This is a genomic window from Nocardia sp. NPDC051750 (assembly GCF_044453135.1).
Taxonomy (GTDB): domain Bacteria; phylum Actinomycetota; class Actinomycetes; order Mycobacteriales; family Mycobacteriaceae; genus Nocardia.
The window spans coordinates 343,306-363,383 of record NZ_JBITCK010000008.1 but is presented as its reverse complement, the minus strand read 5'-3'; the positions used below and the strand labels follow the sequence as shown (position 1 = coordinate 363,383).

The following is a 20,078-nucleotide window of genomic DNA, read 5'->3' as shown; positions in this document are numbered from 1 at the left end:
CTGGCGGTGACAGGTAACCCCCCGCCTGCTACCCGCGCATGGACCGGTGCCGGGTTTCCTACGCCCGCCGGACCGTCAGGAGCGCCGACCGCCCCGTGGCACGTCCCGGAACGGCACATTGTGGTCGGAGCGCGCTTCCCGGGGCATCCCGAGCACCCGTTCACTGATCACATTGCGCGCCATTTCGGTGGTGCCGCCACCGATACAACTCACCTGCCGCATCAGGAACACATCGCCGATATCGCCGTACTCCTCGTCCCACACCGCATCCCCCGCGACCTCGAATTCGATGGTCCCCCGGCGTGCTTCGGCGATACCCCGGAACAGGCGCCCGATAGCGGCCGACTGATCGGGGATCCGGCCGGTCGCCATCCCCGTGCCGAGCCGCCGCTGCAGTGCGGTGCCGACGACATCGAGCATCCGGTCCTCACCGATGAGGTCACGCACACCCGGTTCGTCGACGGTGCCGGCCCGGCAGGCGATCTCCACCGGCGACCGGTCGGAGAGGGCCGGTTTCGCGGGCACCGTGACATACGGAGACGCCGACAGCAGCCGTTCGTGCGACATCCAGCCCGTTCCGACCGTCCAGCCGCCGTCCACCGCACCGACCCGGTCGGAATCCGGCACCCGCACATCGGTGAGGAACTCCTGGCAGAATTCCCGGGCACCGTTGAGCATCTCGATCTGATGCACCTCGATCCCCGGCTGGTGGATGGGCAGGATGAACACCGTGAGCCCGCGGTGTTTCGGCACATCCCAGTTGGTACGGGCCAGGCACAGCGCCCAATCGGAGTACCAGGCGCCGGTGGTCCAGATCTTGGCGCCGTTGAGCACCCAGTCGTCACCGTCGCGGACCGCCGTGGTCACCGCTCCCGCCACATCGGAGCCGCCGCTGGGTTCGGAGAGGAACTGCATCCAGATCTCCTCACCGCGCAGCATTGCCGGAATATGACGTCGCTTCTGCTCCTCGGTCCCGAAATCGAGGAGCACTGCCGCGCACGGCGACAGGGTGGGCACCTGGCACCGGGACGGATACTCGAACCCGGCCATCTCGTCGGTGAACGCCCGCTGATGCGCGGCGGTGAGCCCGCGGCCACCGTATTCGACCGGGATGGCGATACCGGCGAACCCGGCGTCGTAGAGCTTGCGCTGCAGTCGCCGGTCGTTGTCGACGGCCGCCAGCTCCTCCTCGCGCGCGACCTTGCGCAGCCCGGCCACAGCCTCCGGCCGGTACGGCCCCAGATTGGCCCGGATCCAGGCCCGCGCCCGCAACCGGAAACTCTCGACATCCTCGAGCTCTGCACTCGGCCCGTCGCCCAGGATCGCCGGCCCGCCGCGCTCCACGGCCGCTTCCTGGCCGGGACCAGCGGGCGTGAGCGCGAGCCCTCCGCGCTCACCCTCCACCACAGTTTCTCCGCGATCGCCCTGCGCTGCGCCTTCCGATACGCTCGCCCCTTCCTGTTCGATCAGCCGATCGGCAAGGCGCCGGCGGCGCTGGGCCGGTGTGCCGTACAGCGTGCGGTTGACAGTGGCACGGCGCAGGAACAGGTGCAGGTCGTGCTCGAATGTCAGCCCGATTCCGCCGTGCAGCTGCACGCAATCCTGCAACAGCTCCGGCCCGTGGTGGCCGATGAACGCCTGTGCGACATCCACCAGCTCACCCGAATCCGCCCGGCGTTCGTCGACCGCCTCGGCGGCGCTGTCGGCGATCGCATGCGCCGCCTCGAGCCACGACTTCAGATCGGCCGTCCGGTGTTTGAGCGCCTGATACGACGCCAGCGGTCGCCCGAACGAATACCGGTCCGCCATCCAGTCCAGCACCATGTCGAATCCGGTCTGCATCGCGCCCACGGTTTCGGCACACTGCACGGCCACCGCGATCTCCACCTGCCGTGCGACCTGCGGCCCCGCCGCCCCGAGCTCACCCACCAACGCGCTGCGCGGAACCCGGACATTGTCGAAGGCGACCGCGGAGAACCGGCGCGTGAGGTCGGGCGAACCCAGCGGTGTGACGGTGATTCCCGTGCTCTCCACCGGAACCAGAACCTGCGTAATCGCACCCGCACACAACCCCGTGACCAGCAGATATTGCGCCGCCGCGGCAGACTCCACCGGCTGTTTGCGGCCGTTGAGCACCAGCTCGTCGCCCTCCGCACGGATGTCCAGCCCGACCCCGTGCCGCGGTGCGGGCTCGGCATGGCACCACGTCGCCAGGGTTTCCCCCGCCAGCAGGTCGCCGAGGACCTCCGCATGCGACCCGCTATCCGCCAACGCGGCGGCCACGATATTCGCCGGCACCAGCGGCCCGGGCGCCGCATGCCGCCCGAATTCGTAAGCGATCAGCGTCAGATCCCCCACCGGCCGCCCGCTGATCGATCCGCCCCCGGCTTCTTCCCCCACCAGCAGGGAGGACCAGCCGAGCTCGGCCCCACCACGCCAGTAGTCGGCCGCGAACCCGTGCTCGTGGTGGCGTAGCTCGCGAACCCTGTCCCGCGGGGCACGGGCGGTCAGGAACTTCGCCGTGGTGGAGCGGAAGAACTCCTGGTCATCGGTGATATCGAACAGCATGCGGTCGGCTCGCTTCTCTGTGGGTCCTCAGGAAGCCGGATCACTCAGCGTCGCACCACCGGTAACGGTACTTCCCTAATCGAAAATATCACTCTCTCGTTAGGCGAACTACGGTTCCATCCGAGTATCCGGCGGTCGTCGACCGCGCCGGTCACGCTCGTGATGAAGCTCGAGGCAGTCCCCGATCGGCGATTGCCCATTTCAACGCTGCGGAATACGGGGCCGGTCGAGAAGATGCCTCGGCGCAGATTCGTCGGGTGCTTCTGTCGTGATCGGGCTGCCTATGAGCCTCCGGCCGGATCGGGTTATCGCGCCGAATCCGCCGCGGGGCGCGCTACGCGAGAGCATGTCCCAGCAGATCACCTGTCTCGCGGATCTCTGCGCTGGTGACCAGCGACACCGTTCGCGCACCGGAAGAGCGCTCGACAACCTCGATAGTCGAGCTCGAACAAATCGGATTGCTGCAGGTCAGATGACGGTTCCGCCGGTGAGGATTCCGACCAGCCCGATCGCGATGAACACCACGACGTACAACGGCCCTCGAATCGGGTCGCCGGCAGCCGCACCCTCTTGAAGCCAATACAAGATATCGATCGATCCCATGGTCACTCCCGAACCACACCGACAGGCATCACTGGCCTGGTGGCAGGTCTTGCCTGCCGCGTCCGATGATACCGGGCGCGTCCCAATTATGCGCTGAGCCGCGGTAATTCAGTGTTCGGAGCGGTAGTCGCATTCGCGCCTATGGTCGGTATCGCAAGCGAATCCGACTACGTCCCCGAACTCGACCTCCTCGTTGTGCAGCTGTTCATGTCCTGCTCGCTCGCCATCGGTCCCGCAGCGGTCGCTGTGCTGGCCGCCCTGCCCGCAACCGGGCGCTGGATCGCCGCGCGCCCATAGTGATTCGGGAGCGCGCTAGGTCGATGGAGCGGCAGGTGGAGGTGACCGGAGCCGATCCCGGACCCGCGGTCCCGACCGCGGAGATCACCGTCCTCCCTGCCGCGCTCGTTCCTCAGCCGGAGACAGGGGATCCCTGGCAGGTCGTATCGCGTTCGGGCATCGTGCCGTCGACCAGATAACCGGTGACGATGTCCTGCGCACAGGGGTTGGTGCCGAGGACGTACACCCCGTGCCCACTTCCGTCGACGGTCACCAGCCGGGACCGCTCGCCGAACTTCTCGTCGAGCAACTCGCCGCCGCGCAGCGGTGTGACCGGGTCACGCTGGTTCTGCACGATCAGGACATCGGCCGGGCCGTCGTCGCCGATCTGCACCGGCGGTTCGGACGGCCCGAGCTGCCAGTAGGCGCAGGGCGTGATGTTGGCGGGGGCCGCGCCGTAGAGCGGGTACTTCTCCCGGTCCTCGGCGACCGCGCGCCGGTAGGTCCCGATGTCCTCGGGCCATTCGACATCGTTGCAGGTCACCGCGAGGAAAACCGACCAAGCGTTGTCATTCGGCGAAGGCACCCCCGTACCCGGCGGCCGGCCGCCCGCGGGTCCCGGACTCCCGGATTCGAGCAGTGACCGCCAGCTTTCCGCCGCCGGCTCGTACAACGACTCGCGATAGAGCGTAAAGAAGGTGCCGAATCGGAAGAGGCCGCCGTCCATCCCGTCCACCGGGGTCTTGTCGAGCCGCTCGGCGAGGGTGAAGTACGTCCGGCGCACCTCGTCCGGTGTGCGGCCCAGGCCGTAGGTGTCGTGGCGGGCGGCGGCCCATTTCGCGAAATCGGGGAACGTCTCCTCCATACCCCGGCCGTATCTGCGCATTCCGTCGTGGTCGAGGAACGTGTCGCCGATATTGCTGTCGAGCACGATCCGGTCGGCGCGCTCGGGGAACATCGAGGCGTACGCGGCGCCCAGGGCGGTGCCGTAGGAGTATCCGAGGAAGCTCGCCTTCTCCTCGCCGAGCGCGGCCCGGATGCGGTCCAGGTCGCGGGCCATGTTCGCTGTCGACAGTTGCCGCAGCCGGCCCCCGTGGTCGTTCGCGGCGCACTGCTCGGCGACTCCCTGGGCGATCGTCGCCTGCCGGGTGACCGCGGCGTCGTCGACGGCGTAGGGCGGAATATTGCCGAAGTACGCCTGATCATCGGTGAAACCGCAGCTCACCGGCGCCGAGTGCCCGACACCGCGAGTGTCCATCCCGATCAGGTCGTAGCTGTCAAGAACGTCGGCGGGCAGTCCCTGGGTGGCCAGGAGCTTGGGCTGGTCCAGCCCGGCTCCGCCCGGACCACCTGGGTTCAGCAACAGCACACCGCGCCGCCTGTCCGGGTTCTTGCTCGCCAGCCGGGAGATCATGATCTCGATCCGGGTGCCCTCGGGGTCGCCGTAGTTCAGCGGCACCGGTACGGTGGCGCACTGCAACTGGGCTGGTCCGGCCGCGGGATCTTCGACCCCCTCCGGGCACGCGCCCCACTGCACCGGTGCCGCGGGGCGGTCGCCCGGTTCCGCGGCCACGGTGGGCGCCCCGATCAGCGCTCCGGTGAGGCCGAGCACGACCATCAGGCTCAGACCTCGGCTCCATTGTCTATCCATCCGCTCCTACTCCCGACGAGATTCGTGCCGGCCACGGACAGGGCTGCGCTCACCATCGCGACCGCATCGCCTGCTCGGTCCGTGCCCGGTTGCTGGGTACGGAATCGAGTCTGTCCATCGGGCGCTGCCGGCACATCGCCCCGGCGGCTCGAATCGTGTTCGACGAAAGTCGAGGCAATGATCCGACCCGGGTCGAGGACACTTCAGCCCCTGGGCTGCTGCGCCGGACGGACGGTCTCGCAATAATGACCAGGGTGAACACCGATGTCGCCGCCCGCCTCGGGGGCTGGCAGCAGGCCTGGCGGCTGGCCGCCGCCGCGGCGCTGGGCATACCTTTCTGGTTCTCCATCGCCGTCGTGCTGCCGCCCGGATGCGTCGCCGATACGTGTTCCTGGTTCGTCACCGGTGATCCGCTGATCGCTGTCGGCTGCCTGGCGGCATTGCTATGGCGACGGCGGTTCCCGTTCACCGTCGCCCTGACGATCGCCGTCGTCTCGGCCGCGTCGGCGCTCGCCACCGGCGCCGCGCTGCTCGCGCTGTGCTCGCTGGCCACACGTCGCCGTCCGGTCGAGATCGGGATTGTCGTGCTGGCCTATGTGACCGCGGCGCAGTTCGCCGCCGAGCTCTACCCGATCCGGACGCTGCCCGCCCCGATCTGGCTACAAGTCGCACTCCCCGCTCTCAGCGCGGGCATCGCGGTGGCCACCGGCGTGGCCATCGACGCACGACGCGCCGAGGTACGGTCGCTGCGGGACCGGGCCGATAGCGCGGAACGCGAACAGGCTGCCCGCGCGGCGCAGGCACAGGCCATGGAACGTAACCGGATCGCCCGCGAAATGCACGACGTCCTCGCGCACCGGATCTCGCTGGTGGCCATGCAAGCCGGTGTCCTGGACCACCGCGGTGACCTTGCCGCCGAGGAGAACCGCACACTGATCCGCGGTATCGCCGACGGCTCCCGCCAGGCGCTCGAAGAACTCCGCGACGTCCTCGGCGTGCTCCGCGCCGACCCCGACCGTCCGGAACCACCACAGCCCACCCTGGACCGAATCCCGGAATTGGTGGCCGACGCCCGTTCCTCGGGGCTGGACGTCACACTCACCACGACAGTGACCGGCACTCCGCCCGAGACCGTCGGGCGAACCGGTTATCGCGTGGTCCAGGAAGGACTGACCAACGCCGCGAAACACGCCCCGGCCGCGGACGTCCACATCAGCGTCGCGGGGAAACCCGGCGACGGACTGCATATCAGCATCCGGAACTCGCCTGCCGCCGCGGCAACCACCCGACCCCCGGCCTCGGGCTTCGGCTTACTCGGTCTCGCCGAACGAATTACCCTCGCGGGCGGAAGCCTCGACCACCATCCGACACCCGACCACGGATATGTCCTCGCCGCGCAACTACCCTGGCCGCGGCACGACCACGGAAAGAGTGCATGAGTGGACACCGAACGGAAACCGGTGCGCGTCGTCATCGTCGACGACGACCAGCTGGTGCGGATGGCGCTACGTCTCGTCATCGACGGCGAACCGGACCTGACGGTTGTCGCGGAAGCGGCCGACGGGGACACCGCGATCAGGGTGGTGGGTGAACAGCGGCCCGACGTCGTGCTGATGGATGTGCGGATGCCCGGTCGTGACGGCCTCGCCACGACCCGCGAACTCCTCACCGCAACGGACCCGCCGGCGGTGCTCATGCTGACCACCTTCGACTCGGACGAGCTCGTACTCGGCGCCCTGCGCGCCGGGGCACTCGGATTCGTTCTCAAGGACACACCGCCGGCGCGAATCGCCGACGCGGTGCGAACCGTAGCCTCCGGCAACCCCGTGCTGTCCCCCGCGGCGACCGCCCGGGTGATCGTCGCGGCCACCGGTCCGGGGTCCGCCCAAGCCCGCAGCGCATCCCGCGACGCCGCGCGGAAACGACTCGCCACCCTGACCGAGCGAGAACTCGACACCGCGCGAGCCATCGCCGACGGACTGGGCAACCCGGATATCGCCGCGCGGCTGCACGTCACCGTCGCGACCGTCAAGGCACACACCGGCAACCTGTTCACCAAACTGGCGGTCGAGAACCGCGTACAGATCGCACTCCTGGTCCGCGACGCCGAACAATGACCGGAGGACCGGCCGCCCGGCGAGCCTTCTTTTATTGCCGCCCACCATTCTTCGGCGTGTCGTCGACACCGTCGTCGGAGAATTCCGACGGGGAAGCCGACACCAGCTCCACCTAAGGTAGCTGCTTGTGAACTCCGTGATGGCCGCCGAATTGCTGCTGTTCCACAGCGGCACCCATCCCGATATCGACGATCCCCGTTGGGAGCAGGGATTTCTCGGCATGCTCCGCCCCTACAAGGGGCTGCGGGAGGAAAACTTCCATTCCGTCATGTCCTGCCTCCGCGTTCTCGCGCCGACTCTGCAGCACGACAGCCTGGATCGCAGCGCGGTGAGTTCGTTGTGGGGGATCTGTCATCTCGGCCGCACATGGGGCGTGTGTCCCGACGGCATGTTACGCAGGAACGACCTCATCTCGGCAGCGGATGTCCAGCGACTGGAGAACTGGATCGATTGCATCTCCTATGCCGTCTTGTGCCTGTTCGAGGGAGCTACAGAGGAGGCATTTGCGGAATACGACATGCACTGGACCGAGCATTGACGTCACGCTTCGCAGTCGTCGCCCGGATTTCGAGCTGAGGACCGGTATCCGGTTCCCGGCGATGTCGCCGCAATGCTCGGTATGGGCGAGGGCCGGGAGCGGGTTCGGTAGCGTTCGGCCTGACCTGCCCCGACGCCCTTCTTGGACAATGGCACAGATACGCCACGGGCGGGTGCGGGAACATCTTCTGCCGCAATCGTTCTCGAAGCCGGAACCGAAGTGCGGATAGGGTGGCGGCATCACCAGCGAAGGGAGGGGTTGGATAGATGCTCGTCATCGCCGACAGACTCAGATCGAGTGCGGAGAAACGGGTGGTCGCCTGGCTGCGGAAATGGCAGGACGATTACCGGGTTCCCGGGGTGGCGATCGCGAACTGTTTCGTGGGCGGACAGGAAGTCGATCTGGTGATCATCACGCCGCACACCACCGTCGTGTGCGAGGTGAAAGGGGTGAACCCCGAGGTCACCGGCGGTGTCCTGCAGTGCACCACCAACAGCCGGTGGAAGGTGCCGGGGTACGACGGGGACCCGATGAGCGTGCGGCAGAGCGATACCACCCCCTACGACCAAGTCCGCGAGGCGGTGTTCAAGCTGAAATCGGTGGCCGCCCAGGTGGGTGGGCCCACCTTCGTCAGTGGTCTGGTGGTCGTCATCCCGCCGCGTGAAACACTGATGCGGCTGGACAAGAAATCGGCGCCGCAAGGCTGCGATGTGCTGATGTGCAACACCCAGAATCCGCTGCGGGCCTGGTTCCACCGCGCCCATCACCGCGCCGCCGTCGTCTGGACCGCGGAGCAGGCGTACGCCGTGGTCGAAGCTCTCGAGCACGGTGGCAGCACCACCGTCGCCGAGTTGGCCGAGGCAGGGTTCCCCCTCGAATCACCCACGCGGCCCACCACATCACCTCGAAATCCCGCGCCCGTGAAGGCCGCGGCACTGGTTGCCGCGTCTCCGCGTCCGATGCCGCCGAAGACCGGGTCCGCTGCTCCGTCCCGCGCTCCCGTCCCCTCTCCCGCAGGCCGCACCGGGCACCCAGCGCCGGACACCGCCCGGTCCACGCCGCTTCCGCCCATCCCGAACGGGGTTCCGGACGCTACCGAACCCGCGCCGTCACCAGACATCCGGAACCGGGCGCAGACCGACACCGATCCGGCCCACGTCGACGACCGAGGTCCGGGCCCCACCGATCCCTCCCCGCCGCATCCGGCCGAACCCACACCGCTGCCGAGCTTCGAACCGGCAGGTCCGGACACCGCGATCCCCGACGATCGGCGCCGCGTCCGCAACAAGACCGCGGCGGCCCTGGCGGCTGTCGCCGTCCTGGCCGCCGGAATATGGTTCCTGGCCCAGGCCGGCAGCGGCGGGACCGTCCCCCATGACACCACCGGTCGGCAACAGAACACCTCGGCGACCGAACAAGCCACTGTGCAGGCTCCTCCCCCGCCCCAGGTAGCCGAGACGACACCGCCTCCGCCCCCGCACCCGACTCCCACCGCATGCTTTCCGTTCCAGCCGGATTGCTGACGGAATCGCGGCAATTGCGCAAACAGCCACCGGTGTCGTTCTGCCTGCGGCCGGCCGGTCGCCGACGCCCTCCGGACCGACCCGACGCGCTGCCCTATGTGCTCTGCTGCCGTCGCACGATCTCGGTGATCCAGATCGGCGCGAAGGGCGAGGTGCAGTTCGGGGGTGTCGGGTAGTCCTTCAGCACCTCCAGTCGTTCACCGATATCGAGGGCGCGGGCGCGGTGCTCGGCGTGTTCGATCCCGATCTGGGCCAGGCAGTGGTTCATCGCCCATTGCAGGCGGTCCGGGGCGTTTTTCAGCTGTGCCTCGATGATGTCGAGTAGTCCCGGGAGATCGAGACCCTCGGGTTTCTCGGCCACGCGTCCCGTGGTCAGTGCCCAGCCCGCGCTCGCCACCACCGGGTCCGGATCGGCGAACCAGGCGACCCGCAGCTCCTCGGCGTGGGGGTTTTTCTTGACCACATAGTTGACCAGCCAGTCGTGCACCTTGGGTGTGCGCGCCTGCCGCAGCATGATGTCCAGTTCGTCCCGGTCGAAGGTCTTCGGGCGGCAGATCAGCAGCGCCAGCAGTCGCGCCGCGGTGTCCTCGGTCGCCCAGAGTTCGCGGGCGAGGTCCTGCTGGGTTTTCAGCCGTTTGGCCACCGCCCGCAGCTTGGTGAGGTTCACAGCGTGATCGTCGCCGTGTTTCTCGTTCACCGCGCGGATCTTCGGATCCTCGAGCGCGGCCAGCTCCGCCATCACCTCGGCCACCGTCGCCGGGTCCTTCGTGGTCTGGGCCACCTCGCCTCCTCTCCCTCGGCTGTGGGTCTCAGCCTACGACGTCCACGCTGCTCCAGCTCTGGTCATGGACACAGGCCGTTGCTGGGCCGCCGGGTGGTACCGCCGGTCCCACGAGCCGCCGGGCCTCCCGCGCAGACCGGCCGAACGGCACGGTGAAAACCATGACAACGACAACGAATTCGACCGTTCTGATCACCGGGGGCAACAGGGGCCTCGGCTACGAAACCGCCCGCCGGCTGGCGCATCTGGGATGGACGGTATGGCTGGGCGCCCGCGACCCGCGGCTCGGCGCGGACGCCGTGGCGAAGATCCGGGCCGAACACCCGGATGCGGATGTGCGGGCGGTACCGCTGGATGTGACCTCGGACGAATCGGTCCGGGCCGCCCACGCGACCCTCGCCGGCTCCGGCACCGGGCTCGACGTGCTGGTGAACAACGCCGGCATCGGAACCTCGCCGAAGCCGCCCGCGGAAACCCTGCCCACGGATTTCCTACCGGTGTTCGGGGTGAACCTGCTCGGGCCGGTGCGAGTCACCCACGCCTTCCTGCCGCTGCTGCGGAAGTCGGCGGCGCCGCGGCTGGTGATGGTGTCCAGCGGGCTGGGGTCGTTCGCGATCACCGCCGAGCCGGGCCTGGTCGAGGCGACCATGATCGACCTGGTGTATCCGTCGTCGAAGGCGGCGCTGAACATGGTCACCACGATGTACGCGAAGTCGCTGCCGGATGTCCGGGTCACCGCGGTGGACCCGGGGTACACCGCGACCGGCCTGAACGGATTCTCCGGCCCGCAGACCGTCACCGAGGGCAGCGACGCCATCGTCGAAGCGTGCACCGCCGCGGACTTGTCCGCCGGATTCATCTCCCGCCACGGCCCGATGCCCTGGTGAACGCCGTGGCGCGGGCGACCCGGCGCCACATTCACCCCGCACGGCACGAGAGCGGACAGGTCACCCGGCCGGCCGGGGCGGTGACGACCGTCGCGGCCGCACCGCCCGAGGGCGATAAGCACGCGACTCGGTCGTCCCGGTACCGGGCGGCGAGCCGGCCCGCTATGCCCCTCGACCACCGGAGAACACCCGTGGCGAGGAGCGGCCGGATCGACCTTCCTCGCCGCGGGCGTAGCTCCGCTGCTGCCGGACGGTCAGAGGTTCTTGGTGCGCACCGTCCAGGTGGGTTTCGTGCACAGCCCGCAGTCCGCGCCGGTGAATTGCGCTTTCGCCTCGGCATTGCCGTGGAGGGTGTAGTCGAACCAGTCGGTGACCATCGCGTAGCCGGCGATCAGCATGGGACCGCTGGTGTCGCCGGCGTCCAGCCCGTAGGTGAGGCCGCTGTGCCCGGCGGTTTCCTGGGCGACGAGGGCCGCCGGGATATCCAGCAGATCGAAGTTGTCGATACTGTTCTGCTTCGCCTGATCTTTGTCACCACCGTTGAACAGCAGCGTCGGCGCTGTGATCTTGTTCAATTCGGTGCGCTCGTACCCGAACCTCTTGCGCGGGAAGAAACCGGTGTTCAAACCCGCCACCGACTTGACCCGCGGGTCCGCCGCGGCCAGCAGCGCCTCGACACCGCCGCACGACGTGCCCATCACCCCGATCTTGCCGGTATCGGCCTTTCCGCCGAGTTGGGCGCCACCGGTGTCCGGGTCGGTGGCCCAGTCGATCGCGTCGGTCAGCCGGTCCGGGCGGGCGAGGGTGTCGTCGGGTAGCTGCTCGATCGGGTGCTCGCCGGGTGCCCCGTTCGCGATCACGATGTAGCCCTGGGCCGCGATCCCGGTCAGGAAGCTCGTGGCCGAGATATTGCTGGTGCGGCATCCGCCGTTGGCCCAGGCCAGGACCGGGACGCTGCCGGCGGGGAAGGCGTCCAGGTCCGCGGGGCGGAAGACGGTGTGCCCGTCCAGGCCCTCGGTGGCCTCGCGGACGGTCGGGTGGTAGTCGTCGCGGGCATCGACGGTGACGGCCGGTTCCGGCGCGGAGGCACTCTGGTCGGTGCCGCAGGCGGCCACGAGACCGCCGGCGAGGGCGACGCACAGCAGTGCGGCGTTTCGGGAGAATTTCATGGAGGAACTCCTGGCGATGGTGAGCGATCAGGACTGCACGACGGGCAGCTGGACCAGCGACGGTTGCGCCGGATCGGAGACGACCTCGATGGTCGACCCGTGGGCGTCGGGCAGCGGGATACTTTCCCGGTGGTCGTAACCGGTCACCGTGATCTGCATCCGGTGGCCCTCGCGGAACACATAGGACAGGGGCAGAATGTCGAACCGCATGCGCACGGCCTCGCCGGGCGTCAGCGGTTGCGCGTCCTCCCGGAACGAGCGGTGGTAGGGAACGCCGGCCGGAAGGGTGTACGGCGCTTCACTTTCCGCACGCAGTGAGGCGGTGAGGCGCCCTTCGGTGACCACCGATACTGTGCCGTCCGGTGCCACGTCTTCGACATAGGCGAAGATATGGGCGTCGGGCCGGTCGACCCGGACGGTCAGATCGGCGAGCGGCGTACCGGTCACCTCGGTATCGCGGGTGAGGGGTTCGCTCGTGTACGCCGCGCCCTCACCGGCCGTATGACACGGTTGGACGGTCGACCCTGAGCCCGCCTCCGGACATTCGATCGACGTGTTCACGGTGAACTTCCGGCTGCCCGGGGCGGCCGAGCCGAGTACCCCGTCGCCGCCGAGCGCGAAATCGGTCGGACCCGAATCGGTGGGCGGCCACGCCTGTGCTTCACGCCAATCGATGGCGCCGGTGGGGTTGTCGATATCGGAGACGGTGGCGTAGCGGATCGGTGGCGCCGCGTCGAGCCCGGTGTCGATCCCCTTCAGATGCTCGTCGAAGAAACGGTGCGCCTCCTGCACGAGCGGGAGGCCCGGGTTCTCGCAGTGCAGCCACGGCCCGATCAGCAATTTCGAACCGGAGGTGTTGAGCGCGGTGACGATTCCCTGGTCCCGGAACTCGTCGCGCCACCCGCCCACGATGTAGAGCGGCACCTCGGATTCGCGGATCTGGTCCGCATAGGTACTCAGGCTGCCTTCGGCCCAGAAACGGGAGCCGACCAGCGGCGAGTAGTCGTCCCGGTACGGCATCCCGGCCCACATCTTCGCCAGCGGCGTGGACTGCTGGTGCTCCTCGGCGGCTTGGCGTAGCAGCACCTTGTCCTCGTCGCCGGCGACGGGGGCGACCTTCATGTCATCGGCCACTGTGCGCGTGGGCCCGTAACCCCACTGTGCCGCGATCCCGCCGCGGCGCATGGCGTCGAATTTGTTCCAGGAGAAGCACCCGGCGAAAGCCGCCTTCAGATGCGGGGGTCGCATCGAGACGGCGTGCATGGCCGCGTCCCCGGTGTTCGAACAGCCGTACACGCCGACCTGCCCGTTCGACCACGGCTGGGTGGCGAGCCATTCGGTGACATCGTAGGCGTCCTGTGCCTCGACCCGGTCGTGGTAACCACGCCGAACCCCGAACGATTGACCGTTACCGCGCCGCGCCACCTGCGCGATCACATAACCGTGCTCGGTCATGGCGGTCAGGTTCGAATACCCCGCCTCCCGAGGCCCCACACCGTCTTTGTCGCTCGGATAGATATCCAGCTTGTGATGCCAGATCACCGGGAACCTGCCGTCCACCGCCCGCCCGTCGACGGCGGGACGGTGCAGGAGTACCGCCAACCGGGTGCCGTCCGTCATCGGCAGGTAGAAGGTTTCGGTGGTCGCCTCGGTGTACTGCGTGCCGGGCGCGTAATCGGCGAAACCCGCTTGTACGGAATCGGTGTCGGCTGTTCGAGTGACCGCTGCGAACAACGCGCCTGCGACGACCACGAGGCCGACGAGACCCGCGACCAGCCAGCGAGCTCTGGACATAGGTATCTCCTTGAAATTGTCACGGCGAGAAAATCTCGCCTGCACGCCGCCGCGGCTAACGCAGCAGCGGTGTGTGTTCGGGCGCCGGATCCGGTTTCCGGTCACCGCCGCGTGCGAGCAGCGCACCGCACACCAGACAGGCCGCGGTGCCGACGAGTAGCGCCACCCGGGCCGAGGAACTGTCGATGATCGAACCGGCGATCACGGCGCCCACCGGGGCGACACCGACACTGCTCATGGTGAGCAGTCCGGCGGACCGCCCGAGCAGACCGGGCGGGCTCAGCATCTGCACCGTGCTGTTGAGCGAGCTCTGGAAAGCACCCAGGCCCAGCCCGATGAGCGGTGAGATGAGCAGGAATACGAGCGGGTTCGGCGAGAATGCCGCCGAGCCCAGAGCGAGGCCGAGGGTCGCCGTGGCCAATGCCACGACCCGGGTGCCCCGGTGCGCGATCGCGGACACGATGAGCCCGCCGATCACCGCGCCCACAGCGTTCAGCGCATGGGTGGCGCCCAGCTGCGCCGGATCACCGTCGAGCGTGATCGTCACCATGGCGGTGACCACGACCATGAAGTTCATGGCGAGAACCGTGACGGCGATATTGGTGCCGAACAGCCGCCGCAACGTCGGGTCGCCGAGCAGGGCACGCACCGCACCCTTGTCGGATTCAGTTGTCCGAACCCGCTTTTCCGCGAAGCTCTTCGGATTCATCAGGCACAGGGCGAGCAGCACACTCGAGTAGGTGATCGCGTTGACGGTGAAGCAGGTCGCCGCGCCCGCTGCCGCGTAGGTGAGGCCCGCCAGCCCAGGGCCCAGCGACCGGGCCGCGGACATGGCGACGGTGTTCAGCGATACCGCCGCACCCAGCTCGCGGGGACCGACGAGTTCGTACAGGAACGCCTGTCCCGCGGTACGATCGAACGCCTGCACTACTCCGCTCAGCGCGATGATGCCCAGCAGCGTGACGAGTTGGTCGTGCCCCGATGCGGCGGCGACGGCCAGCGCCCCGGCACACAGCATCATCAGTGGTGCCGTGACGAACAGGATGCTGCGCGGGCGGAACCGGTCGGCCACCGCACCCGCCGGCGCGGAGAGCAGCAGCATCGGGGTGAACTGGCAGACCGCGACCATCGACAACGCCAGTGCGCTCTCGGTGGTCTCGACGATCCACAGGCTCAACGCCAGATTCTGGAACCAGACCCCGGTGTTGGAGAAGATCTGCCCGGAAAAGTACAGCAGGAAGTTCCGCCGGCGCAGCGGCGGCGGTAGCAGCGGTGACATGGCAGGTCAGCCGATAACTCGTCGCTCCAGGAAATCGCCGATGGCGGTTTCCAGCGCCGCCGCGGCGCCACCACGGGAATCGGCATTGTTGGCGTTGATCTCGAGGACCGGGATACCGGCGTGTTCCAGCGCCTCGGTCGTGAACGCCGACCCCGGGACATCGTCGGCCACCAGGTGGACGACCGCGTCGACACCGTGGGTTGTCGCTTCTTTGACGTACCACTGCGCCGACATCGGCGGAGTGTAGAGCTGATCGGTGAATCCGGTGAAGCGGGCAGCGAGGGCACGCATCGGGTCGTCACCGTAGCGGGCGTAGCCGTCGGCGGCGATCGCCAGGTACATCGACCAGACGAACACCGCGCCGTATTTCTCCTGGAACCGCTGGTACAGGTTGAGATCGAACCAAAGCCCGCGTCCGATCCACATGAGCCGCAGCCGCTCTCCGGGGCATACCGCGCGACCGTCGGCCACCGCTTCTTCCACCTCGTGGTACAGCGCCCGGGCCGCGTCCCGGCCCCACTCGCTGCCGCGATGCCACTGCGGGATCATTACCGCGGGAATGCTGTCGTTGATGGAAACGGGTGCGGGCCGGGTGGCGGCGATCAGGTCCCGGGTCCTCCTGTTCCATTCGGCCTGCTCGTTGACCAGCGCCATCACCTCGGCGAGCCGGTCGATATCGAACGTGCGCCCGGTGCGCTCGGTGAGGAAATCGACGAGCTGCCAGTTCTCACCGGTCATCAGATCGAGCCGGTCCGGCGCGTAGGCCTGTTCCCAGTCGTGCGGGACGATCTCCCACCAGTTGTCCGGTGCCGTGGTGGCCGAGGACCGTTCGAACGGGAAGAATTCGGTCTCCGGATGCTCGGCCCACAGGTCGAAGATCTTGCGGGTGGCGTCACCGCTGCATTCGGCGATCACGAAATCGGGCCGGGGCAGCCCACCCCACGGCGCCCGCTCGGCCGGCAGGTCCATGGATCCGAGGCCGATGGCGTCGTACTGCAGGGAGTCGTCCGGATATCCTTGCGCGGCAATACTGTTCAGCGCTTCCGGGCCCATCCGCTTGGCCGACACGACCGACGCCCACCACTGGTTCACCACATACGGGATTCCCATGGCCCGCAGGATTTCCTGCGGTGCGTCGGCATTCACCAGCGCCAGCGGCGCCCCGGCGGCGACCTCGTCGCGCATCCGGGCGAACCACTGCTTCTGATACGCGGTCGCCGCCGTCGCCGCGGCGAGCCGGGTGGACGGGCCGGCGGGGGCGGTGTGGGATGCCTTCATCGTGCCGTAGCCTCGCAATCTTCCCGGGTGAGCAGAGCGACGGCGGTGCCGAGTTCGTCCGCCGACCAGGTGTGGGCGGTAACGGGTAGGGTCACGACCCGCACGTCCGATCCCAGTTCCCGGATCAGTCCCGGCCGATCCCAGTCCGGAGCCGGATCGTTGTGGCGGCTGACCGAGAGCACCACGTGGGCACCGCAGCGGCGGGCGCATGCCGCGCTGAAGTGAGCACGCTCGGACAGACCGGAAGTCTGGGCCATCGGACCGAGTCGCAGCCGCTGCTCGGCGATAGCTGTATACGCGGCGGGTAGGCCGGTTGCTTCGGTGGGTGCGCCCCAGAGATCGGCCACCGGATCACCCCAGTTGTGGTCCTCACCGACCAGCAGGAATCCGGCGGATTCGAGCCTGTCGTAGACCGAAACCTGGTCGACGGTACTGCCGGTGAGGAAGACGTGGGGCCTTCCGTCGACCGGAGTCGAGGTCAGGGCATCGTGGGCGATATCCCTGTCTCGGCCTGATGGTTGCTGTATCGATTCGAGCACCGCACCGATCAAGGTGAGGGAGTCGGCAGGCGCCTCGGTCTGCGCGAGGGCGTACAGGCGCAGCGCGGTCGCACCGGGTACGGCGCCCGCGGCCCGGTGGGCGCGGAGGTCACGCAGTGCCCGGGCCAGCTGCCCTCGCGTTTTCCGGGCCGCATAGAGAGTGTCCGCGGTGAGAGCGGTTCCGGTCCAGCCGGCCACCACCTCGGCCAGCGTCGCGATCTGGCGGGCGTTGTAGTCGCGCGTCGATTCCCGCGGCAGGTGCAGCAGGTCGACCAGATGCACCTCCGGGACCGTGCGCCCCTGCCGCGCCAGCATCCGCAGCACGTAGAACAGGCGCAGGGATGCCTGACAATCACGGGATACGACCAGTCCGCACAGGAAACCGAATTCACCGCTGAGGATACGATCGAGAATCGAGTGAAAGACGGAATCCACTGCGGCACCGAGTAATTCGACCGCTTCCGCCCCGATCTCCCGATCCGCGGCGGACAGCCGGAACGCGCGCCCGCCGCACGCCTCGATGATCTCGAGGGGAACATCTCCGCCGACCACGCCGATCACCGGGCGAGACGAGGCCGTGGATTCCGGGGCGGATCTCCCGGCGATCCGGTGACCCGCGGCGGCCCGGACCACGCTGGAATCGTGGATTTCCCGGACCCGGTCCGCGGCCGCGCTCACAGCACCTTACTTTCGGCCAGGGCGGCGATCCGCGCGGCGTCGTAGCCGAGGAGCTCGCCGAGGACGTCCGCGTTGTGTTCGCCGAGCGCGGGGGCGGGGCGGTCCAGGCTGGTGTCACTGCCGGACATCGTGATCGGCAGACCGCTGCCGAACAGTTCGACGACCTCCCCGTAACTAGGGTGGCTGAGCGGTACGACTTCCCCGCGCTTCTGCACGATCGGATCGCGCACCGCGTCCCGCGGCGACCGGACCTCCGCGCACGGCGCGCCGTTGCTCTCGAGTTCCGCGATCACCTCGGCCACCGGCTTGTCCGCCGACCACTTCGCGATCATCGCGTGCAGTTCGTCGGCGTTGTGCACCCGGCCGTCCCGTTTCGCGAACCGCGGGTCGGTGATCAGGTCGGGGCGGCCGATCGCGGTGAGCACCCCGTGCGCGAACGCGTCGGTGGGCCCGCAGATCGCGAAGTGTCCGTCCGCGGCCGGGAAGGTCCCGAACGGGGCGAGCCGTGGCACCATATCGCCGGTGCGGGTGGGCAATCCGATCATTTCGAAGGCGTCGAAAGGTTCGGCGGCGACGAGAGAGGTCAGCGCACCGAGCATGGAGACATCGACGTGCTGGCCGCGACCGGTCTGCTCGGCCTGGATGATCGCGGACAGTGTGCCGATCACCGCGAACAGGGGGGCGAGCAGATCACCGATCGGGAGGCCGAACCGGATGGGCGCATCGCCGGGGCTGCCCGCGGTCATCATGACCCCACTGAGGGCCTGGATGATGGTGTCCATCGCCTTACCGGTGCCGGGGCCGCCCTGGCTGCCGAACCCGCTGATCGAGGTGTAGACGATTTTCGGGTTCACCGCGGCAACAGCGGCGTGATCGATCCCGAGCCGCGTGGTGACCCCGGCGCTGTAGTTCTCGACCACGATATCCGCGTGCGCGACCAGGTCGAAGAACACCTCCCGGCCGGCCGGATTCTTGAGGTCGAGGGTGATCGACTCCTTGTTCCGGCCCCGCGAGAGCATCGATACCGACATGTCCTCGTCGGCGGTCCGGCGTACCGACAGCCCGTCGCGGGTGACATACGGGGAGTTGTTGCGGGAGGCGTCACCGCCCCGTTCCGGATTCTCGATCTTGATCACCCGCGCGCCGAGCCCCGCGAGCAGCAGGGTCGCGTACGGGCCGGCCAGTGCCGTGGTCAGATCCAGAACGATCTTGCCTTCCAGCGGACGCCGGTCCATCAGATTATCCTTTGCGCTACGTCGGGCTCGGCCACCGTGACGAGGTCCTCGTCGCGATAGAACTCGGTATCGAAACCGGCTGCCCGGGTGATCTTTTCGATGTATTCCGCGACCTCCCCGCCGCGCGGGTCGTCCGGGGCCAGCGGAACCGGGCGGGCGTCGTCGTCGATCCAGCACGGCACGAACCCGGCCCGGACGATTCCTTCCGGGCCGAAGGTGCACGACGCGATCGCGGTATTGCGGCTCTCGGGATGAAACGGATACGACGGCATATCCGGATCCGGGACGAATCCGAACATCTGCTGGCGCCGCGCGGCCCAGGCCCGGCGTTCCGCGGAATCCCCGCCGACCGGGGTCAGAGCGTGCGTCACGGTGACGAAGTTGCCGAGACCGTGGAATATCGGCTTCCCCCGATACATTTCGATCCCGCGCATGATGTGCGCGTGATGCCCGATCACCAGATCGGCGCCCGCGTCGACCGCCGCCCGGGCGAGTGGGGATTCGTAATCGGCGAGGACCGCGGGGGTGTGCCCGATACCCTTGTGCAGCGCGACCACCACGACATCCACCTGGTCACGCAGCGCCCGGATATCGGACTTCATCTGGGCGAGGCTGTCCGGAGCGACGAACGTGTAGACGGTGGGCGGCCCACCGGGGGTGGCCGATTCGAGTTCGTAGTGGGTGAGCACCTTGACGTACGCCGCACCGGCCTTCTGCGAGGCCGCCCACGAATCGCGGGGGCCGACGCAGTTGAAGCTGAGTACCCCGACCCGCAGTCCCCCCGCCTCGTGCACGGCGGGTTCGCGCGCGGCGGCGAGGTTCGCTCCCCCGCCCGCGGTCTTCAGCCCGGCGCCCCGCGAATACCGGATCGTATCCAGCACACCGTCGGTGCCCACATCGTAGAGATGGTTACCGGCCAGGGTGACGATATCGAAACCGGCGTCGGCGACGGCATCGAGCGCTTTCGGATCGGCCGGCGGCGCCGGAACATCGGTGCTCGCCTGGACCGTGCTCGTGGAATGCGGGACCTCGATATGACCGATGGCGATATCGGCGGACCGCAACAACTCCGCACTCGGCACGAAATACGATGCGGGATCGGGTTCGTCGAGGACAAGATCCCCAACAGCGAGAATTGTGCACCTACCAGTCACATAGCCTC

General features: G+C 68.2%; 17 protein-coding genes. 6 read left to right on the top strand and 11 right to left on the bottom strand.

Features of this window, described 5'->3' with window-relative positions:
• Window positions 1-75: 75 nt before the first annotated feature.
• Together ACIA75_RS32735 and ACIA75_RS32730 are read right to left on the bottom strand one after the other, a co-directional pair.
• On the bottom strand, window positions 76-2,568 hold the full coding sequence (locus ACIA75_RS32735; RefSeq protein WP_397110917.1) for an acyl-CoA dehydrogenase: 2,493 nt from the start codon (window positions 2,566-2,568) through the stop codon (window positions 76-78).
• A gap of 468 nt (window positions 2,569-3,036) precedes the next feature.
• A complete protein-coding gene (locus tag ACIA75_RS32730; RefSeq protein ID WP_397110916.1) occupies window positions 3,037-3,171 on the bottom strand; it encodes a hypothetical protein in 135 nt (44 codons plus the stop codon).
• A 141-nt stretch (window positions 3,172-3,312) separates the two neighbouring features.
• Between ACIA75_RS32730 and ACIA75_RS32725 the strand changes: the two genes are divergently transcribed.
• Window positions 3,313-3,468 (top strand): hypothetical protein, encoded by a 156-nt coding sequence (locus ACIA75_RS32725; RefSeq protein WP_397110915.1) that lies wholly within the window; start codon window positions 3,313-3,315, stop codon window positions 3,466-3,468.
• Between the two features lie 112 nt (window positions 3,469-3,580).
• Here the strand turns inward: ACIA75_RS32725 and ACIA75_RS32720 are convergent, their stop codons facing one another.
• Window positions 3,581-5,098, bottom strand: a complete 1,518-nt coding sequence (locus ACIA75_RS32720) for an alpha/beta hydrolase (protein ID WP_397110914.1) — start codon at window positions 5,096-5,098, stop codon at window positions 3,581-3,583.
• A 254-nt stretch (window positions 5,099-5,352) separates the two neighbouring features.
• On the opposite strand from ACIA75_RS32720, the gene ACIA75_RS32715 reads away from it, so the two are divergent.
• From ACIA75_RS32715 to ACIA75_RS32700, 4 genes are all read left to right on the top strand, one after another.
• Window positions 5,353-6,537, top strand: a complete 1,185-nt coding sequence (locus ACIA75_RS32715) for a sensor histidine kinase (RefSeq protein ID WP_397110913.1) — start codon at window positions 5,353-5,355, stop codon at window positions 6,535-6,537.
• Window positions 6,538-7,215 carry a response regulator gene (locus ACIA75_RS32710; protein ID WP_397110912.1) on the top strand — a complete coding sequence of 226 codons (678 nt, stop codon included), beginning with the start codon at window positions 6,538-6,540 and terminating at the stop codon, window positions 7,213-7,215.
• 127 nt (window positions 7,216-7,342) lie between these two features.
• Complete coding sequence (locus ACIA75_RS32705; RefSeq protein ID WP_397110911.1) at window positions 7,343-7,753, top strand: hypothetical protein; 411 nt, start codon at window positions 7,343-7,345, stop codon at window positions 7,751-7,753.
• A gap of 266 nt (window positions 7,754-8,019) precedes the next feature.
• A complete protein-coding gene (locus ACIA75_RS32700) occupies window positions 8,020-9,276 on the top strand; it encodes an NERD domain-containing protein (protein ID WP_397110910.1) in 1,257 nt (418 codons plus the stop codon).
• Window positions 9,277-9,370: 94 nt separating this feature from the next.
• Here the strand turns inward: ACIA75_RS32700 and ACIA75_RS32695 are convergent, their stop codons facing one another.
• A complete protein-coding gene (locus ACIA75_RS32695; protein ID WP_397111107.1) occupies window positions 9,371-10,015 on the bottom strand; it encodes a DNA alkylation repair protein in 645 nt (214 codons plus the stop codon).
• Window positions 10,016-10,218: 203 nt separating this feature from the next.
• Here ACIA75_RS32695 and ACIA75_RS32690 point away from each other — a divergent pair, with 203 nt between their 5' ends.
• Window positions 10,219-10,944, top strand: a complete 726-nt coding sequence (locus ACIA75_RS32690; protein WP_397110909.1) for an SDR family NAD(P)-dependent oxidoreductase — start codon at window positions 10,219-10,221, stop codon at window positions 10,942-10,944.
• 254 nt (window positions 10,945-11,198) lie between these two features.
• Here ACIA75_RS32690 and ACIA75_RS32685 read toward each other — a convergent pair whose 3' ends face one another.
• From ACIA75_RS32685 to ACIA75_RS32655, 7 genes are read right to left on the bottom strand one after another with little or no spacing between them, the layout of a single operon-like run.
• On the bottom strand, window positions 11,199-12,113 hold the full coding sequence (locus tag ACIA75_RS32685; RefSeq protein WP_397110908.1) for a CocE/NonD family hydrolase: 915 nt from the start codon (window positions 12,111-12,113) through the stop codon (window positions 11,199-11,201).
• 27 nt (window positions 12,114-12,140) lie between these two features.
• Window positions 12,141-13,907 carry a CocE/NonD family hydrolase gene (locus ACIA75_RS32680; RefSeq protein WP_397110907.1) on the bottom strand — a complete coding sequence of 589 codons (1,767 nt, stop codon included), beginning with the start codon at window positions 13,905-13,907 and terminating at the stop codon, window positions 12,141-12,143.
• 55 nt (window positions 13,908-13,962) lie between these two features.
• Window positions 13,963-15,186, bottom strand: coding sequence for an MFS transporter (locus ACIA75_RS32675; protein ID WP_397110906.1), 1,224 nt, complete (start codon window positions 15,184-15,186; stop codon window positions 13,963-13,965).
• 6 nt (window positions 15,187-15,192) lie between these two features.
• Window positions 15,193-16,464: a 2-hydroxyacyl-CoA dehydratase gene (locus ACIA75_RS32670; protein WP_397110905.1), complete on the bottom strand. Its 1,272-nt coding sequence runs from the start codon at window positions 16,462-16,464 to the stop codon at window positions 15,193-15,195.
• On the bottom strand, window positions 16,461-17,681 hold the full coding sequence (locus ACIA75_RS32665) for a 2-hydroxyacyl-CoA dehydratase (RefSeq protein WP_397110904.1): 1,221 nt from the start codon (window positions 17,679-17,681) through the stop codon (window positions 16,461-16,463). The genes ACIA75_RS32670 and ACIA75_RS32665 overlap by 4 nt, the downstream gene beginning before the upstream one ends.
• Complete coding sequence (locus tag ACIA75_RS32660; protein WP_397110903.1) at window positions 17,678-18,916, bottom strand: CaiB/BaiF CoA transferase family protein; 1,239 nt, start codon at window positions 18,914-18,916, stop codon at window positions 17,678-17,680. Before ACIA75_RS32660 ends, ACIA75_RS32665 begins: the two co-directional genes overlap by 4 nt.
• Window positions 18,916-20,070, bottom strand: a complete 1,155-nt coding sequence (locus ACIA75_RS32655; protein ID WP_397110902.1) for a CapA family protein — start codon at window positions 20,068-20,070, stop codon at window positions 18,916-18,918. The genes ACIA75_RS32660 and ACIA75_RS32655 overlap by 1 nt, the downstream gene beginning before the upstream one ends.
• Between the last annotated feature and the right edge of the window lie 8 nt (window positions 20,071-20,078).

What these genes read in the sequence shown, in the direction of transcription:
- ACIA75_RS32735 (WP_397110917.1), bottom strand. Translation starts at nt 2,568, where the DNA reads ATGCTGTTCGATATCACCGATGACCAGGAGTTCTTCCGCTCCACCACG.
- ACIA75_RS32730 (WP_397110916.1), bottom strand. Translation starts at nt 3,171, where the DNA reads ATGGGATCGATCGATATCTTGTATTGGCTTCAAGAGGGTGCGGCTGCC.
- ACIA75_RS32725 (WP_397110915.1), top strand. Translation starts at nt 3,313, where the DNA reads ATGGTCGGTATCGCAAGCGAATCCGACTACGTCCCCGAACTCGACCTC.
- ACIA75_RS32720 (WP_397110914.1), bottom strand. Translation starts at nt 5,098, where the DNA reads ATGGATAGACAATGGAGCCGAGGTCTGAGCCTGATGGTCGTGCTCGGC.
- ACIA75_RS32700 (WP_397110910.1), top strand. Translation starts at nt 8,020, where the DNA reads ATGCTCGTCATCGCCGACAGACTCAGATCGAGTGCGGAGAAACGGGTG.
- ACIA75_RS32695 (WP_397111107.1), bottom strand. Translation starts at nt 10,015, where the DNA reads ATGGCGGAGCTGGCCGCGCTCGAGGATCCGAAGATCCGCGCGGTGAAC.
- ACIA75_RS32690 (WP_397110909.1), top strand. Translation starts at nt 10,219, where the DNA reads ATGACAACGACAACGAATTCGACCGTTCTGATCACCGGGGGCAACAGG.
- ACIA75_RS32685 (WP_397110908.1), bottom strand. Translation starts at nt 12,113, where the DNA reads ATGAAATTCTCCCGAAACGCCGCACTGCTGTGCGTCGCCCTCGCCGGC.
- ACIA75_RS32680 (WP_397110907.1), bottom strand. Translation starts at nt 13,907, where the DNA reads ATGTCCAGAGCTCGCTGGCTGGTCGCGGGTCTCGTCGGCCTCGTGGTC.
- ACIA75_RS32675 (WP_397110906.1), bottom strand. Translation starts at nt 15,186, where the DNA reads ATGTCACCGCTGCTACCGCCGCCGCTGCGCCGGCGGAACTTCCTGCTG.
- ACIA75_RS32670 (WP_397110905.1), bottom strand. Translation starts at nt 16,464, where the DNA reads ATGAAGGCATCCCACACCGCCCCCGCCGGCCCGTCCACCCGGCTCGCC.
- ACIA75_RS32660 (WP_397110903.1), bottom strand. Translation starts at nt 18,916, where the DNA reads ATGGACCGGCGTCCGCTGGAAGGCAAGATCGTTCTGGATCTGACCACG.